General features: G+C 39.9%; 14 protein-coding genes, 1 tRNA gene and 3 pseudogenes. 10 read left to right on the top strand and 8 right to left on the bottom strand.

The annotated features are described in order from the left end of the window. Positions 1-24: 24 nt before the first annotated feature. Positions 25-288: pseudogene (locus BM266_RS17350) on the bottom strand (tyrosine-type recombinase/integrase); the annotation flags it as partial. A gap of 463 nt (positions 289-751) precedes the next feature. Between BM266_RS17350 and BM266_RS17640 the strand changes: the two are divergent. Further along, positions 752-1,003: pseudogene (locus BM266_RS17640) on the top strand (ISAon1 family transposase N-terminal region protein); the annotation flags it as partial. After that, positions 996-1,978 (top strand): annotated as a pseudogene (locus BM266_RS06650) (ISAon1 family transposase). The pseudogenes BM266_RS17640 and BM266_RS06650, both read left to right, overlap by 8 nt. Before the next feature lie 197 nt (positions 1,979-2,175). Here the strand turns inward: BM266_RS06650 and BM266_RS06640 are convergent. Together BM266_RS06640 and BM266_RS06635 are read right to left on the bottom strand one after the other, a co-directional pair. Continuing rightward, positions 2,176-2,991: a 3-keto-disaccharide hydrolase gene (locus BM266_RS06640; RefSeq protein WP_093407441.1), complete on the bottom strand. Its 816-nt coding sequence runs from the start codon at positions 2,989-2,991 to the stop codon at positions 2,176-2,178. Positions 2,992-3,485: 494 nt separating this feature from the next. Further along, positions 3,486-3,573, bottom strand: a tRNA-Ser gene (locus BM266_RS06635). Positions 3,574-3,731: 158 nt separating this feature from the next. Here BM266_RS06635 and BM266_RS06630 point away from each other — a divergent pair. From BM266_RS06630 to BM266_RS06600, 7 genes are all read left to right on the top strand, one after another. Next, positions 3,732-4,430: an SGNH/GDSL hydrolase family protein gene (locus BM266_RS06630; protein ID WP_093407439.1), complete on the top strand. Its 699-nt coding sequence runs from the start codon at positions 3,732-3,734 to the stop codon at positions 4,428-4,430. 97 nt (positions 4,431-4,527) lie between these two features. Beyond that, positions 4,528-5,544 carry a M28 family metallopeptidase gene (locus BM266_RS06625; protein WP_093407436.1) on the top strand — a complete coding sequence of 339 codons (1,017 nt, stop codon included), beginning with the start codon at positions 4,528-4,530 and terminating at the stop codon, positions 5,542-5,544. Positions 5,545-5,672: 128 nt separating this feature from the next. Further along, a complete protein-coding gene (locus BM266_RS06620; RefSeq protein WP_093407593.1) occupies positions 5,673-5,855 on the top strand; it encodes a hypothetical protein in 183 nt (60 codons plus the stop codon). A 68-nt stretch (positions 5,856-5,923) separates the two neighbouring features. Further along, a complete protein-coding gene (locus BM266_RS06615) occupies positions 5,924-6,496 on the top strand; it encodes a cob(I)yrinic acid a,c-diamide adenosyltransferase (protein ID WP_093407434.1) in 573 nt (190 codons plus the stop codon). Positions 6,497-6,649: 153 nt separating this feature from the next. After that, positions 6,650-6,871, top strand: coding sequence for a DUF2795 domain-containing protein (locus tag BM266_RS06610; RefSeq protein WP_008272287.1), 222 nt, complete (start codon positions 6,650-6,652; stop codon positions 6,869-6,871). 86 nt (positions 6,872-6,957) lie between these two features. Continuing rightward, positions 6,958-10,314, top strand: a complete 3,357-nt coding sequence (secA, locus tag BM266_RS06605; protein WP_093407431.1) for a preprotein translocase subunit SecA — start codon at positions 6,958-6,960, stop codon at positions 10,312-10,314. A 114-nt stretch (positions 10,315-10,428) separates the two neighbouring features. Continuing rightward, complete coding sequence (locus BM266_RS06600) at positions 10,429-10,905, top strand: DUF4199 domain-containing protein (protein WP_093407590.1); 477 nt, start codon at positions 10,429-10,431, stop codon at positions 10,903-10,905. A gap of 2 nt (positions 10,906-10,907) precedes the next feature. On the opposite strand, the gene BM266_RS06595 is transcribed toward BM266_RS06600, so the two are convergent. From BM266_RS06595 to BM266_RS06580, 4 genes are all read right to left on the bottom strand, one after another. After that, on the bottom strand, positions 10,908-11,597 hold the full coding sequence (locus tag BM266_RS06595; RefSeq protein ID WP_093407588.1) for a peptidoglycan DD-metalloendopeptidase family protein: 690 nt from the start codon (positions 11,595-11,597) through the stop codon (positions 10,908-10,910). 73 nt (positions 11,598-11,670) lie between these two features. Beyond that, a complete protein-coding gene (locus tag BM266_RS06590) occupies positions 11,671-13,071 on the bottom strand; it encodes a YggN family protein (protein ID WP_093407429.1) in 1,401 nt (466 codons plus the stop codon). Further along, positions 13,052-13,666: a hypothetical protein gene (locus BM266_RS06585; protein WP_093407426.1), complete on the bottom strand. Its 615-nt coding sequence runs from the start codon at positions 13,664-13,666 to the stop codon at positions 13,052-13,054. Before BM266_RS06585 ends, BM266_RS06590 begins: the two co-directional genes overlap by 20 nt. After that, positions 13,650-14,195 (bottom strand): RNA polymerase sigma factor, encoded by a 546-nt coding sequence (locus tag BM266_RS06580; RefSeq protein WP_093407424.1) that lies wholly within the window; start codon positions 14,193-14,195, stop codon positions 13,650-13,652. The genes BM266_RS06585 and BM266_RS06580 overlap by 17 nt, the downstream gene beginning before the upstream one ends. Positions 14,196-14,368: 173 nt before the next feature. Between BM266_RS06580 and BM266_RS06575 the strand changes: the two genes are divergently transcribed. Continuing rightward, positions 14,369-14,947 carry a DUF2911 domain-containing protein gene (locus BM266_RS06575; RefSeq protein ID WP_093407422.1) on the top strand — a complete coding sequence of 193 codons (579 nt, stop codon included), beginning with the start codon at positions 14,369-14,371 and terminating at the stop codon, positions 14,945-14,947. A 23-nt stretch (positions 14,948-14,970) separates the two neighbouring features. Here the strand turns inward: BM266_RS06575 and BM266_RS06570 are convergent, their stop codons facing one another. Further along, entirely contained in the window at positions 14,971-15,399 is a 429-nt protein-coding gene (locus BM266_RS06570; RefSeq protein ID WP_093407585.1) for an organic hydroperoxide resistance protein, read from the bottom strand. Positions 15,400-15,428: the final 29 nt, after the last annotated feature.

Raw genomic sequence — 15,428 nt, 5'->3', positions numbered from 1 at the left:
TAATTGGAAAAATGTTTAAGGAGGTCAACCAAATAATTTGCTTTTTAATACTGCCATATCATCACTAACTTTCCTATCCAAAATTTTGGAGTAATACTATGTAGCCCTCAAATTTTTATGTCCTAACATTTCACTTACACTTCCGATAGGCACCCCATTTGATAGGGTTACTGTTGTTGCGAAAGTGTGTCTGGCCAAATGAAAAGTTTAATTCTTATTTATGGAACATAAGTCAGCTATCTCTTTCAAATGGGCGTTCATTTTTTGATTCGTTAAAATCGGTAAAAGAAACCTTTCTATATAAACTACACGCAGCCCGTTTACCATTAGAACTGATTCTTAAATAAATTGCACCGAATTCAGGGTTTGACCTAATAGACCTGATAAAGAAAGTGTAGCCAAAATGATTATCCATAACATCAATTTTTAATTCTGATTGAAGTTAAAGGCAGAAAATAAATACCTCATAAACTATTGATACAAAAGGTTTTAAGTTATTATTTGTAGGAAATTACTTCCAATTGGTTACACCAAATTTAAATAAGTTAGTGTAACCAAATTTGCTTCAAAAAACTTGATATTAGAGGCTCAACACAAAAAGTTGTGGAGTAACTAAAAATGAGGGAACTTTGAAATAAAGATTTCGATGCCCTCAGATTCACTTTTAGCTATAGCCAATTTATTACTTCCCGAAGTACTTGTAACCTATTTTGATTTAACAAAGCACGAGATCAAATGAGAAGAGCTTCACTTCTATTTCACGGAACAAAACAAAGTCCCTGATGGATATAACGGCACTAAGCTTCATTCCAAAGGCTTTTTCCCAGAAGCCACGGTTCAGGATTTTCCCATACGCGGTAAAAACGTTTTCCTGCATATAACGCGGCGAAGATGGCTTGATGAAGATACAGGCAAGGCTGTTTCAAGAGATTGGCAATTGGTAGCAAAAGGAACTAGAATCACTAGTGAGTTTGCTACTTTTTTAAAAGAGATCCATCAGTAACAATGCCTCCAGCACCTCAGTTGTAGCCAAGTTCTATGGGGTTAAGCCCAGAAGTCTGCAGCTGCAATACAAGGACTATTTAAGTGATTTTAATACCTGGGATCAAAAAAGACACGCTAAGGAGTGGCTCTTGTTTCCCCAAAACTTAGGAAGCCACCTATCCCTTGATGAGACAGCCTTTTCCAATGGTGATCTATACACCATACTGACCAATAAAAAAGCAAAAGGAAAGAAGGGAGCTTTGGTGGCGATGGTCAAGCGGACCAAAGCTGAGACCGTTATAGCAATACTACACAAGATCCCTTTAAAACAAAGAAAAAAGGTCAAGGAGGTAACCTTGGATATGGCAGGAAATATGTGGCTCATCGTTAAAAAATCATTCCCAAACGCAACCTTGGTAATAGACCGTTTCCATGTCCAGAAACTGGCATTGGACGCGCTACAGGAGATCAGGATCAAGCATAGGTGGGAAGCCCTGGATACTGAGAATGACGCCATAGAATACACTAGAAACAAATCCTTAAAATATACTCCAGAGCTGTTCCACAATGGAGATACACTAAAACAGTTACTGGCCAGAAGCAGGTACTTGCTCTATAAATCAAGTAGTAAATGGACTGAAAACCAATTAGAAAGAGCCATAATACTTTTTGAACGCTATCCAGATTTAGAAAAGGCATACAAATTATACCAGAACCTATCCTGGATATACAACAATACAAAAGACAAAACCTCGGCACTGATACGTTTGGCAAAATGGGATGAAAAAGTAAGGCAGGAGCATTTAGCAGCTTCAATACAATAGCAAGAACAATGTCAATACATTATATGAACATCCTAAACTACTTTGACAACCGGAGCACAAACGCTTCAGCAGAGTCATTCAACGCAAAAATAAAAGCGTTTAGGGCACAGTTTAGGGGAGTTAGGAACGTAGATTTCTTTCTATTTAGACTAACAACAATTTTTGCGTAACACTAAAATCTCACAACTTTTTGACTTCATTCTGTGCGCATCTTTTTATCAAGTTGTGGATACACCTGTTCGGTTGATGCATAATACTTTTTTAATTTGTCTGGCATATAGATGACATCTTACAAAGTATTATAAAGATAATTTTGTTTTTAGCCAAAACAAAAAAAACGGCATTTTATCATCCCTTTCCTTTTGAATTATTTGTGGGGAGAAAGGGGAGTGAGTTCCACCCGCCGGAAGAAAATTTCAGCTGCTTCCGATTGTATCTGAATGCGGCCTTTTTGTGGTTTAACATTGGTGGTTCCATTTACCAGCTCACCGTTCAGGTAAATGGTAAGCCGGTCACCATCGACCACACATTCCAGCGTGTTCCACTCGCCAACGGGTTTTTCCACATCATGTTTTCCCCTGAAACCGAGTGTATCTTTCCATTCGGGATCGCGTTTTAACCAATTGATGCGGCCCGAATTGATGGTCTCTTTTTTCCCACCCTGCTGAAAAACAAACGAATTGTCTTGTTTTTGGGAAGCCACGGTGGCAGTAACACTGAAATTGCTACTGCTGTCACCCACCACAATAACATCGCCAGTTCCACCTTCGATGATCTGGCATTCGATGGAGCGCATCCAGATTCCGCCTGAGCCACCGTCTTCACCCTGCGAATGCAGTAAAATTCCACAGTCACGTGCTTTATTAATCCGAGGTTCAAAAGTTTTTTCGCCCCATTTAAATTCAGTTACTAACCGATAATTCTTATATTCATCGAGCGTAGTGATAGACCCCCATTCTTCTCCTGAAATACGAATCATTCCGTTGTTGACCGTAAAAACATCTTTGGGATCATTGTTTTTCCCGCTGTTCTGTAAAAAGGTGTACCAGCCATCGAGGTTGTGGCCGTTGAAGAGTTGAATGGCTTCAACTGGTTGTTGTATAGGAGGTTGGCCGAAACTTCTTTTTGCTGGGCTAATCGTAAAATAAAGCAGGCAAAGGCTTAAAAGCAGTGTCTTGTTCATGATTCAATTGTTTGAAATATAAATAGTAACTAATCAGTTTGCAAATTAGCAATAGTATTCAATGGATCAATAATATTTTATTTGTTTTTTAGGATTGTGTCGGCAACCGTATGAAGCACTGCTAAAATAAGGCTCCATTTAGTGATTTAAATGTATTGTGCCAAGATTCTATTTGTTTCTGTTAAGGGAATATTCAGGTTTGCTTTTTTATTTTTGCAATCTGTCAATGTCGGTTCGTTAGTTGGTGAATATACCTGTTTTGACCCCTATAAAACAAGAGTATTATTCTACATTTCAAAGATTAATTAAGCGGTACATTTTTTCATTAAAATTAGGTGTTGATCCGATTTCTTTCTATTTAGACTAACAACAATTTTTGCATAATACCAAAATCCCAAAACTTTTGGACTTGATCCCTTGATCCACATTAATCGTACAAATATGAAGACAAAAAAACCGTAACTACTGTATTATCAGCGTGTTACGGTTTTTCGTGGCGGAGGAAGAGGGATTCGAACCCCCGGAGGTGTGACCCTCAACAGTTTTCAAGACTGCCGCATTCGACCACTCTGCCATTCCTCCTTAGCGAGTGCAAATATAATAAGCTTTTTCAATTACACCCAATAAAAACTTCAAGTTTTTTAGACGCTTTTGCAGGTAATTAATTTTCAGCTTGTAAGCTTAAAAAATTTTAGGTGGTTTCTGAGCTTTTCCTAACTTTAGCTCAAAATCCCTTCCCGATGAAAAATATTTATGCCTTTATTATCTTGCTGTTTGGTATATCTAGCTTAAGCGCCCAAAATAAAGACCGAATGGAACAGGACTGGCCTAATCTTCAAAAATATCAAAACGAGAATCAGAAGATCAAAGATTCCGGTAAAAAACCTATCGCTGTATTTATGGGAAATTCCATAACCGAAGGCTGGGTAAACACCAATCCAAATTTCTTCAGAAAAAATAATTTTACAGGACGCGGAATTGGAGGCCAAACCACCCCGCAAATGCTAATCCGCTTCACCCCCGATGTGATCGATCTGGATCCTGAAGTGGTGGTTATCCTGGCCGGTACCAATGACATTGCCGGCAATACGGGAGCCTCTTCAGTAAAAATGATCACCGATAATATTAAGGCTATGGCTCAACTTGCCGAAGCCAACGGGATTAAAGTGGTGCTAAGCTCCATTCTTCCGGTCTATGATTATCCTTGGAAGCCCGGCATTAAACCGGTGGAGAAAATTGCTGAAGTAAATAAATGGATGAAAAATTACGCCCGGGAAAATAATCATATCTATCTCGACTATTTCCCTGTTTTAGCCGATGAAAAGAAGGGGATGAAAGCTGAATACGCCGAAGACGGCGTTCACCCCACCAAAAAAGGCTATGCGGTTATGGAACCTCTTGTTCTTGAAGCCATAAAGAAAGCTCTGAAGTCTAAATAGAAAAAAATAAGCCAGATTTTCTGTTTTCAGGTGTAGCATTTGATTATTAATACTGAAAACCCCTATCTTGGGGCCTTTTAAAACAATTATTTATAATATGAAAAAAATATTTTTATTAGCCCTTACCGCAGGGTTTGTTAGTTGCGGAGTTCATCAAAAAAACGTAGAAAATGCGAATCCGATGGAGTATGCAAACACCATCACTTCTCAAGAGCTGAAAGATCACCTGTATGTTTTCGCCGATGATGAATTTGAAGGTCGTGATACCGGAGAAGCTGGCCAGAAAAAAGCTGCCGAATATCTTCGTGCCGAATTTATTAATTTAAATATCCCTTCGCCCGCCGGAGTAGACAATTATTACCAGATAATCCCAACTGAATATTTCGACGGAAAACTAAAGGCTTCAGAAAATGTACTTGGATATATCGAAGGAAGCGAATTCCCCGAAGAATTTCTTGTTATCACCTCTCATTATGACCACGTGGGAATTGATGAGGAAGGAAATATCTATAACGGTGCCGATGATGGAGGTTCCGGACCAATGGGTGTAATTGAAATCGCGGGAGCTTTCGCTGAAGCCAAAAGAGATGGATATACTCCAAAACGCTCCATCCTTTTTATGTTGCTTACCGGCGAAGAAAAAGGTCTTTTAGGATCAAAATATTATACTGAAAATCCTGTTTTTCCTCTGGAAAATACCGTTGCCAACCTTAATGCTGATATGATTGGTCGTATTGACGCCGAGCACGAAGGCAATGATAATTATGTTTATCTAATTGGTAGTGATAAACTCAGCACCGACTTACATGAACTTAGTGAAAATGTCAATTCAGAATACATGAATATGGACCTGGATTACACCTATAATGATGAGAACGATCCTAACCGTTTTTATTACAGAAGTGATCACTACAATTTTGCTAAAAATAATATTCCGGTGATTTTTTACTTTAACGGAGTTCACCCCGATTATCACCAACATACTGATACCCCGGAAAAAATTGAATATGAAGCGTTAAAGAATCGCGCTCAATTGATTTTTCTAACCGCCTGGGAAATCGCCAACCGCGATGAGAGACTGGTAGTAGATAAAGCTGAAGAAATCGAAGAATAATCGGCTTTCAAAACTTAGGATAAGCCCCGTTTTTCGGGGCTTTTTCTTTGCCCATAATCAATCTATTGATAATCAGGATATGGCAACTTGCACATTTTTATTACCTTGTAAAAAATTATCACTGTAAAATGATCGATTTCGACCAGGAAACCTGGATTTATCTCGCCATTATCGTGGTTTTTCTGGTTGTTTTTATGTGGAACTCACGCCGCGCAAAACAAAACAGAAAAGCCCGCAAAAATGAAAACTTCAGAAGACGCTATCTGGAACGGCGCAAAAAACAGCAATCTGAAACAGAAAACCACCTCTAAGCTTTCATAAAATTTTATGTGGGAGACTTTTTTCACTTCCTTTTGTACCTTTGAGGGAAATAGCATTTATGAAAATTTACACAAAAACAGGAGATAAAGGAACCACGGCTCTTTTTGGAGGCACCCGTGTTCCCAAACACCATATACGCATAGAAAGTTACGGCACCGTAGACGAACTAAACTCCTACATAGGCCTGGTTCGCGATCAGAAAATAGATAAGCCGACCCATGAAGTTCTTATAAAAATTCAGGATCGCCTCTTTACCATAGGATCTATGCTGGCTACCGATCCCGAAAAAGCAACCCTGAAAAGCGGAAAAGAAAGACTTAATATTCCCAAAATTACTGTAGAAGATATTGAGCTCCTCGAAAAAGAAATGGATAAGATGAATGAAAGCCTACCTGAAATGACTCATTTCGTTCTTCCGGGAGGTCACCAAAGCGTGTCATTCTGTCACATAGCCCGTTGTGTTTGCCGTCGTGCCGAGCGAATGGCCACAGCTTTATATGAGAATGAGAAGTTTGATGAAAAGCTGCTGCAATACCTCAACCGCCTTTCTGACTATCTCTTTGTGCTGGCACGAAAGTTGAGTCACGAGTTACAGGCTGATGAGATAAAATGGATCCCTCCAAAATCCTGATATTCTCGTCCAACCTCTTCTAAAAAAATAATTTTCTCCGAAATTTTTAATTTTAGAAAAAGTTCTTATATTATTGAGGAAATATTAGATTTTTTTTCTTTGCTATCTCAGTAAAAAATTTATTTTTGCAAAAATAAAAAACCCGATTAACCAATGTACTGGACTTTAGAATTAGCATCTTACTTAAGCGATGCACCATGGCCGGCAACCAAAGATGAGTTAATTGATTATGCAATCAGGACCGGAGCCCCTTTAGAGGTTGTGGAAAACCTGCAGGCTATTGAAGATGAAGGAGATTCATACGATTCTATTGAAGAAATTTGGCCCGATTATCCTACAGACGAAGATTATCTTTGGAACGAGGATGAATATTAGAAACCACGCAAAAAAATAGAAAAAAGTCTCCAAAGTGAGGCTTTTTTTTTGCGTACATTTGAACCTTATTAAACGTAAAAACTATTATGAGTTTTTTAGATTCTGTATTAAAAGTATTTGTAGGCGATAAATCCAAAAAAGACGTCAAGGAAATAACCCCAATAGTTGACAAGATCAAAGCTCTTGAAGCTGATTTTGAAAAACTTAGCATTGATGAGCTTAGAGCAAAAACCACCGAATTTAAAGCAAAGATCGCCGAGGCTTTACAAGAAGTAAACTCCCAGATCGCCGACCTGGAAAAAGAGGCTGATGAGTCTGACGATATCACCCGAAAAGAAGATATTTACGCCGAAATTGATGCATTAAAAGATAAGGCCTACGAAATTTCAGAAAAGGTTCTTAATGATATACTTCCCGAAGCCTTCGCTACAGTAAAGGAAACTGCAAAACGATTCTTCCATAATACTGAACTCAAGGTTACCGCTTCAGAATTTGACCGGGAACTTTCAGCAGAGAAAGATTATATTAATCTCGATGGAGATCATGCGATATGGAGCAATTCCTGGGATGCCGCCGGGAAACCCATTACCTGGGATATGATCCATTATGATGTTCAGCTTATTGGTGGGGTTGCTATGCACCAGGGTAAAATTGCAGAGATGCAAACCGGAGAAGGTAAAACCCTTGTAGCCACACTACCCATGTATCTTAATGCCCTTACCGGAAAAGGGGTGCACCTGGTAACAGTAAACGATTACCTGGCCAAGCGTGACAGCGCCTGGATGGCTCCTATTTTCCAGTTTCACGGCATGAGTGTAGATTGTATAGATTACCACCGTCCTAATTCGGCGGCCAGGAGAAAAGCCTATAATTCCGACATTACCTACGGAACCAATAATGAATTTGGTTTTGATTATTTAAGGGATAATATGTCTCACGCTCCCGACGATCTTGTACAGCGCCCCCACAATTACGCTATTGTGGATGAGGTGGATTCTGTACTTGTAGATGATGCCCGTACTCCCCTTATTATTTCGGGACCAATTCCCAAGGGAGATGTTCACGAATTCGATGAGTTAAAACCAGCCATTGCAACAATCGTTGAAAAGCAACGCAGCCACCTTACTAAAGTACTGGCTGAAGCTAAAAAACTTATCAAAGAAGGAAACACTAAAGATGGAGCTTTCCTATTGCTTAGGGTTTACCGCGGACTTCCGAAGAATAAGGCACTGATCAAATTCCTAAGTGAGGAAGGGATCAAGCAGCTACTTCAAAAGACTGAAAATCACTATATGCAGGATAACAACAGGGAAATGCCCAAAGTTGATGAAGACCTGCTTTTTACTATTGAAGAGAAAAATAACCAGATAGACCTTACCGATAAAGGTATTGAATTCCTTTCAGGAAAAAATGATCCGGATTTCTTCGTGATGCCTGAGATAGGTATGGAAATCGCCAAAATTGAAAAAGAAGGCCTTTCTAAAGAAGAGGAAGCTGAGAAAAAAGAAGAACTCTTCCGCGAATATAGTGTGAAGAGTGAACGCATACATACCCTTCGCCAGTTACTTAAAGCCTATACCCTATTTGAAAAAGATACCGAGTATGTGGTGATTGATAATAAGGTGAAGATCGTAGATGAACAAACCGGTCGTATTATGGAAGGCCGTCGTTACAGCGATGGATTACACCAGGCGATTGAAGCCAAGGAAAATGTAAAGATCGAAGATGCTACCCAAACCTTTGCTACGGTAACCCTTCAGAATTATTTCAGGATGTACCGTAAACTTTCCGGTATGACGGGTACTGCGGTGACTGAAGCCGGGGAACTTTGGGAAATCTACAAACTGGATGTTGTTGAAATTCCAACTAACCGTCCTATTGCCCGTAATGATAAAGAAGATTTGGTTTATAAGACCAAACGTGAAAAATACAATGCGGTTATAGACCATGTTACTGAACTTTCCCATGCAGGAAGGCCGGTGCTTATAGGTACCACTTCTGTAGAAATTTCAGAATTGCTCAGCCGTATGTTGAAACTTCGCAATGTACCTCATAATGTGCTTAACGCGAAATTGCATAAAAAAGAGGCCGATATTGTTGCTGAAGCCGGTAAATCGGGAATCGTAACTATCGCTACCAACATGGCGGGTCGGGGTACCGATATTAAATTAAGCCCAGAGGTTAAAGAAGCCGGAGGTCTGGCCATTGTAGGAACAGAACGCCACGATTCAAGACGGGTAGACAGGCAGTTAAGGGGGCGTGCCGGTAGGCAGGGAGATCCTGGAAGCTCTCAGTTCTATGTTTCGCTTGAAGACAATCTGATGCGTTTATTTGGTTCAGAAAGAATTGCGAAACTAATGGATAAAATGGGACTGGAAGAAGGCGAAGTAATCCAGCACTCTATGATCTCTAAATCCATTGAACGGGCACAGAAAAAAGTAGAAGAAAATAACTTCGGAATTCGTAAGCGTTTGCTGGAGTATGATGATGTGATGAATGCCCAGCGGGAAGTGATCTATAAACGTCGATACCACGCATTATTCGGAGAACGCCTTCGCGTAGATATCGCCAATATGATCTTTGACACCTCTGAGGCTATCACCGAAGAAAATAAAATAGCCCAGGATTTCAAAAACTTTGAGTTTGAACTTATACGCTATTTCTCTATGAGCTCCCCTGTAACAGAGGAAGAATTTGAGAAGATGGGTATTCAGAAGATCGCCGGCGAAGTTTATAAAAATGCCTATAAACATTACCAGGATAAGATGGAGAACAGCGCCGAAAAGGCTTTCCCCGTAATTAAGCAGGTATATGAAGGCGAGAATAAGTTTGAGCGAATCTCTGTTCCGTTTACCGATGGACAAAAAACCCTTCAGGTTATCACTAACCTGGAAAAAGCCTACGAAACCAAAGGCGCACAGCTGGTAAAAGATTTCGAAAAGAATATTACCCTGGCTATTATTGATGATGCCTGGAAAACTCATCTTCGCAAGATGGACGAGTTAAAACAGAGTGTACAGTTGGCAGTTCACGAACAAAAAGATCCGCTTCTTATATATAAATTCGAAGCTTTCGAATTATTCAAAGCTATGTTAGACCAGGTGAACCGGGATGTAATTTCCTTCCTTTTCAAAGGAGAAATCCCTCAAGGGAATGTATCTAATATTTCTGAGGCAAGACAGCCAAAGAAAAAAGAAAACCTGGAAACTCAGAAGGATGAAATTCCTAATATGGATGAACGCGCAGCTCAAAACCAGGCGGCAGGCCAAACTCAGCAACGCCGTCCTCAGGTTACCGAAACCATTACCAGAGACCAGCCAAAAATTGGCCGTAATGATAAGGTAACTATCAAAAATGTGATGAGTGGAGAAAACAAGACTATGAAATTCAAACAAGCCATCCCCCTTTTAGATAAAGGAGATTGGGTATTGGTAGATCAATAATTTTCTAAATAATAAATACTGGAGAATCCCGGAGCTGTTGCTTCGGGATTTTTTTGTTTTTAGAAATAAATGATATTTTTCCTTATTTTTAACTCAACTAACCAATTTCAAAAAATGAAGAATTACGCTATCGAGATCAAATGGGGAATCATTTTTTTTGTTGTTTCTCTGCTTTGGATGTATTTTGAAAAAGCCATGGGCTGGCATGATGCGCTTATTTCCCGGCATGCGATTTACACCAATTTCTTCGGTCTTTTTGCCATAGCGATCTACCTCTTTGCCATTTACGATAAACGGAAGAATTATTTTCAGGGTAAAATGAGCTGGAAACAGGGATTCGTTTCCGGAATAATACTCACCATTGTTGTGGCTATACTTTCTCCCCTGGGACAATACATCACTCACGAGTTGATTACCCCTAATTATTTTGAAAATGTAATTGTATACACTATTGAAAACGGTAGGATGGAAAAAGAGGAGGCAGAGGCTTATTTCAACCTACAATCCTACATCATCCAATCGGTAGCGGGAGCTTTAATGATGGGCGTGGTCACTTCGGCTATTGTCGCGCTTATTTTAAAACGGAAATAATCTTAGTGTCTTAACTTCAGTAATAAGTCCGGATCTGGACAATTGCGCAGGTAAAAATCCAGGTCCCTTCTTGAAGCTACGCCCGGAAAATCACCTATCTTATCTTCCAGGTGGCCGATGATCTGGAAATGAAGATGTGGCGCATAATCTCCGTTTTCTTCTGCAGTCCCCAGTTCTCCAATCTTTTCTCCTTGTTTGAATTCCTGGCCAGGTTTCAGATTTTCCAGTGATTTCCGGCTAAGATGACCGTAAAGCGAGTAAAATTTATCACCATTTAGGCTATGTTCAAGAATAATGGTTGGGCCATAATCTCCAAAATTGGCATTATCTTTAAAACTTTGTATTTTTCCGTCCAAAACTGCCAGAACAGCGGTTTGGGCCGGTGCCCAGAAATCCATTCCCAGATGAATATCCCGGGCATCCTCAAGATGACTAAAAAGCTCACTGCGCCTATATAGTTTCCTGATTTCAGTGTAACCACCAAAGGCCACTTTTTTTCCTGTGTTCTTCAGGTAATTATCTATAAACCCAGCAAAGGATTCCGAAGAGGAAATATCTATTTTCTCCAGTTCTTCATTGGTTTCAGAAAGATCTATCGCGATATAATCCTCCGGTGAAAAACTGGTATCCAGTACACTGGTGAACCGCTGGGTAAGGTTCCATATAAACTTTTCAAATCCTGTTCTCTCCATCTTCTTAGCTTTTAAATCAAAAACCCGCAACAAAAGCTGCAGGTTTTGATTTTCCAAAAGTAAGCGCTGGATCTTAATTTAGCAACACATCGCTGAAACTTGCTTTAATTGTTACTGAAGCATTCGCATCACGGGTTTTGTTATACCCGTTAAGGCTTTCGTTATCATAAGAACTGCTGCTTTTAAGCTTTAATGCTGGAGGTGTTTTGATCTTGCTCTTCGTTCCGTTATAACTGAAATTATAAGCAACATCCGGCAAAGACAATTCCATATCGCTATTCTCAAGGCTTACATCCAGGTTTTTAAATTCAGGATTTAGTTTACCTATCTTTAATTTACCAAAACTTCCACTAAGGATACCGGTCTCCCCTATCTCATTAAAAATAATATCGCTGGATTTGGAATCAAGTTTAATGCTTCGGGCCTTGTCAATCTTTAAGTCCTTTACATACCTTGCACTAAGCACTCCGTAGTCCCAGGTTTTGATTTTAACCGGAGTATAAGCTACTTTAAGTTCAGTTTGTTTACCTGCAATGGCATTTGCTGTAAAGCGACTATGAGAAAGGTCGGCTTTTAGATTTGTTGTTGTACCGCTAAGTTTTACATCCCCGTGGCGAACATCCAGATTTAATTTCGCATTTCTGGGTAGGTTTAGCTTCAGGGTCTTTTTAGCGCTTCCGTCTTTACTTCTTAGCACCGTGATCCTACCGGGATCCCCACTGCCGTCTTCCATATCTGCCTCAAACTGCTGGGCCCATTTCTCCATATCCTGGCCAAAATTTTCTCCCCAGGCTTCCATTTTCTTTCCGAACTCCTCGCCCCAGGCTTCCATATCTTTTCCGAAGTTTTCTCCCCAGACTTCCATATCCATCTCAAATTTCTTCATATTCGGATTGTTCTCAAACTGCTCTGCCCATTCTTCCATGGCCTTTTCGAAATCTTCTCCGAAGTTACCTTCCATTTCCTGTTCAAATTTTTCGAGGTATTTATCCCCGTCTTTCCGGTAGGCTTCATAATCAAATTTTATTTTACCCATATTTTCAGCAAATTCAGGGGGAAGCGGGGTGGCGGTAATGCTTTCCAGCATGGGACCAAGGTTTTCCAAAAGCGGGCCAAGCATTTCGGGCAGTTGCGCTAAAGGTTCTTCCAGGCCTTCCATACTCTTTTCCCAGTGAACAGCTACCGGTCCTGAGTTGATCTCCACCTTTCCGGCTGAAGCTTTAATTTCAGGTGTCCAGCCTTCGGTAAGCTTTTTTCGGGCTTCATCATCCATTCCTTCAGTATCCAGAAGCGCTTCCACTCTTACTTCATTCTTATCCCAGTAGTCTACCACAATATTGGTATGGCTAGTATTTATCCTTATTTCGGCATCAGAGTTAACCTTATAACTTTTATCTAAAGTTGTGGTTTGGGCAAACGCGACGGCGCTGATGAACGCCAGTATCGCGAATAAATTATACCTGATAGTTTTCATATTGTTCGTCTTTTGATTGATTGATTTCCTTTAATTTATTCTTTAATTTATAGAGCAGTTCCAGGCGAAGTTGAAGGTTACCGATCATAGCATCGATACTTTGTTCATTGGGACCATTCTGGCTTATTTCCATATTAAGGCGCTGATACTCTTCATCCAGATCAGCCATTTGTTCCATAAAAGAGTTGATAAGACCCCGGTTCTCATCATTGATATCAATTTTAGCCAGTTCCATATTCAAACTCGCCAGATAGAAATTCTCGATTTTCTTGAATTCCGGTGAAACTTCACTTAGCTGAAATTGTTTCTCTGCCGGAGTTTCAGGCGTACCCTGCTCTTCCTGTTCTTCCACTTCAGTTTCAACAACTGCGGGTTCATTGGTGAAGTTATTCGGCTGAAGCAGGTAAAAACCGATCCCCAGGGCTACCACCAACACAGCGGCTATTTTCATAAAGAAATAAAGCTGTTTGTTATTTGAGCTTTCCGGAAACTCTTCATCCAGCCTTGCTTCAAATCTTTTTTTATGCCCCTTCGGTAATTTTTCGGGAGTATGGGGGGCTTCATTTTTAAACATCTCCCTAATATCCTGTTCCATGTCTTTGTGATTTTAATTCTTCCTGCAATTTTTTCTTACCCCGATGCACCAATGTTCTTGAGGCAACCTGGCTTATTTCCATTATTTCTGAAATCTCTTCGTGATCATAACCTTCCATTAAAAACAACATCAACGGGTATCTGTATTTTTCGGGGAGATTTTCCATGCATTTTTTAATCTGTTCCAGGCTTACCCCTTCTTCCACCTTCCAGTTATCATTCTCATCTACCGAGCTTAGCACCTGTTCGTTGATGGCCACCAACTCCAGTTTCTTAGCCTTCAGTTTATCAATACATTTATTGATAACTATTTTCTTAAGCCAGGCACCAAAACTAACCTCCCCGGTGAACTGATTAAGTTTCGCGAAGGCCTTAATAAATGCCTCCTGCATCGCGTCTTCGGCTTCAAAACGATCTTTCATAAACCGGTAGGCCACATAATACATACCCTCGCTGTACTTGTTGTAAAGCTTTAGCTGGGCCCTACGGTCATTTTGTTTACAAGCCTCTATTAATTGATGTTGTATCAAAATTTAAACTAATTGGTTACTATAAAGACGACAGGGATTTTGCAATGTTGCACGCCTGTTTATTTTTTTGAAATTAGTTAAAATCAACTAATAATGCCTAAATTTAAAATGATAGAAGAAAAAATCAGACAAGAGTATAACCTGTACTTAAATTACTCCGGAAAAAAATTGCAATGAATTCTACCCTCAAAACCACATTAAAGATCCTAGGTATTATCCTGGTATTATCGGCCGGGATAATTTATTTTCTTCGAACCACCACAAAAACGCATAGTCCCGAGGAGACCGTGACTTTTTCAAAAGGAGATTTAGAGTTGGAGGTATTTTATAACAGGCCTTACAAAAAAGACCGGGTGATCTTTGGAGAACTGGTTCCATATAATGAGGTTTGGCGAACCGGTGCTAACGAGGCTACAACCTTTACCACCAATAAAGATATTCTTGTAGATGGTTCTGAATTAAAAGCCGGTAAATATACACTTTGGACTATCCCTATGGAAGAATCCTGGAAGGTAATCTTCAATTCCAAAATGTATCCCTGGGGAATTGATCTTGAGGAAAAAGCTTATAGGGATCCGGAATACGATATGTTGGTCCTCGAAGTACCCGTAAGTATTTCTGAAACAAGTATAGAACAATTTACTATCCTCTTTGAGGAAACCAACGACCTTATTTTTATGGTATTATCCTGGGATAAAACAAGAATTGCAGTGCCTATAAAAGAAAAAGAGCCGTCTTCCAACGGCTCCTGATTTTCTACTAACAGATTGTTTTATTAATCCTCGTCTACCAACAAATTAAGGGTTACATCAATATTATCACGGGTTGCACGGCTATAAGGACAAATTTCGTGAGCTCCATTGATAAGTTTCTCCCCTGTTTCAACATCAACCCCGGGGATATAACAATCCAGGGTTGCGGCAAGCTGAAGTTCGTCCTCCTCGGTTTTACCAAGGTCAATTATAGCCGTTACGCTAAAATCACCAAGATCTACCTTGTGATCCTTTGCAACTGCCTCCAGGGCACTTCCGAAGCAGGCAGAATACCCTGCTGCGAAAAGTTGTTCTGGATTACTGAATTTACCGCCTTCGCCACCCAGGCTTTTAGGCATACTTAATTTCATATCTAAAACGCCATCATCACTAGTGGTGTGCCCGTGTCTGGCTCCCTTGGTTGTTACCGTGGCTGTGTACAATGTTTTCATCTTATTGTTTTTAATTAACTTTATTGTCT

It is taken from the genome of Salegentibacter flavus, from assembly GCF_900115145.1.
Lineage (GTDB): Bacteria > Bacteroidota > Bacteroidia > Flavobacteriales > Flavobacteriaceae > Salegentibacter > Salegentibacter flavus.
This window is presented reverse-complemented; position numbering and strand designations above follow the sequence as displayed.

What these genes read in the sequence shown, in the direction of transcription:
- BM266_RS06625 (WP_093407436.1), top strand. Translation starts at nt 4,528, where the DNA reads ATGAAAAAAATATTTTTATTAGCCCTTACCGCAGGGTTTGTTAGTTGC.
- BM266_RS06600 (WP_093407590.1), top strand. Translation starts at nt 10,429, where the DNA reads ATGAAGAATTACGCTATCGAGATCAAATGGGGAATCATTTTTTTTGTT.
- secA (WP_093407431.1), top strand. Translation starts at nt 6,958, where the DNA reads ATGAGTTTTTTAGATTCTGTATTAAAAGTATTTGTAGGCGATAAATCC.
- BM266_RS06570 (WP_093407585.1), bottom strand. Translation starts at nt 15,399, where the DNA reads ATGAAAACATTGTACACAGCCACGGTAACAACCAAGGGAGCCAGACAC.
- BM266_RS06630 (WP_093407439.1), top strand. Translation starts at nt 3,732, where the DNA reads ATGAAAAATATTTATGCCTTTATTATCTTGCTGTTTGGTATATCTAGC.
- BM266_RS06640 (WP_093407441.1), bottom strand. Translation starts at nt 2,991, where the DNA reads ATGAACAAGACACTGCTTTTAAGCCTTTGCCTGCTTTATTTTACGATT.
- BM266_RS06595 (WP_093407588.1), bottom strand. Translation starts at nt 11,597, where the DNA reads ATGGAGAGAACAGGATTTGAAAAGTTTATATGGAACCTTACCCAGCGG.
- BM266_RS06575 (WP_093407422.1), top strand. Translation starts at nt 14,369, where the DNA reads ATGAATTCTACCCTCAAAACCACATTAAAGATCCTAGGTATTATCCTG.
- BM266_RS06585 (WP_093407426.1), bottom strand. Translation starts at nt 13,666, where the DNA reads ATGGAACAGGATATTAGGGAGATGTTTAAAAATGAAGCCCCCCATACT.
- BM266_RS06590 (WP_093407429.1), bottom strand. Translation starts at nt 13,071, where the DNA reads ATGAAAACTATCAGGTATAATTTATTCGCGATACTGGCGTTCATCAGC.
- BM266_RS06615 (WP_093407434.1), top strand. Translation starts at nt 5,924, where the DNA reads ATGAAAATTTACACAAAAACAGGAGATAAAGGAACCACGGCTCTTTTT.
- BM266_RS06610 (WP_008272287.1), top strand. Translation starts at nt 6,650, where the DNA reads ATGTACTGGACTTTAGAATTAGCATCTTACTTAAGCGATGCACCATGG.
- BM266_RS06620 (WP_093407593.1), top strand. Translation starts at nt 5,673, where the DNA reads ATGATCGATTTCGACCAGGAAACCTGGATTTATCTCGCCATTATCGTG.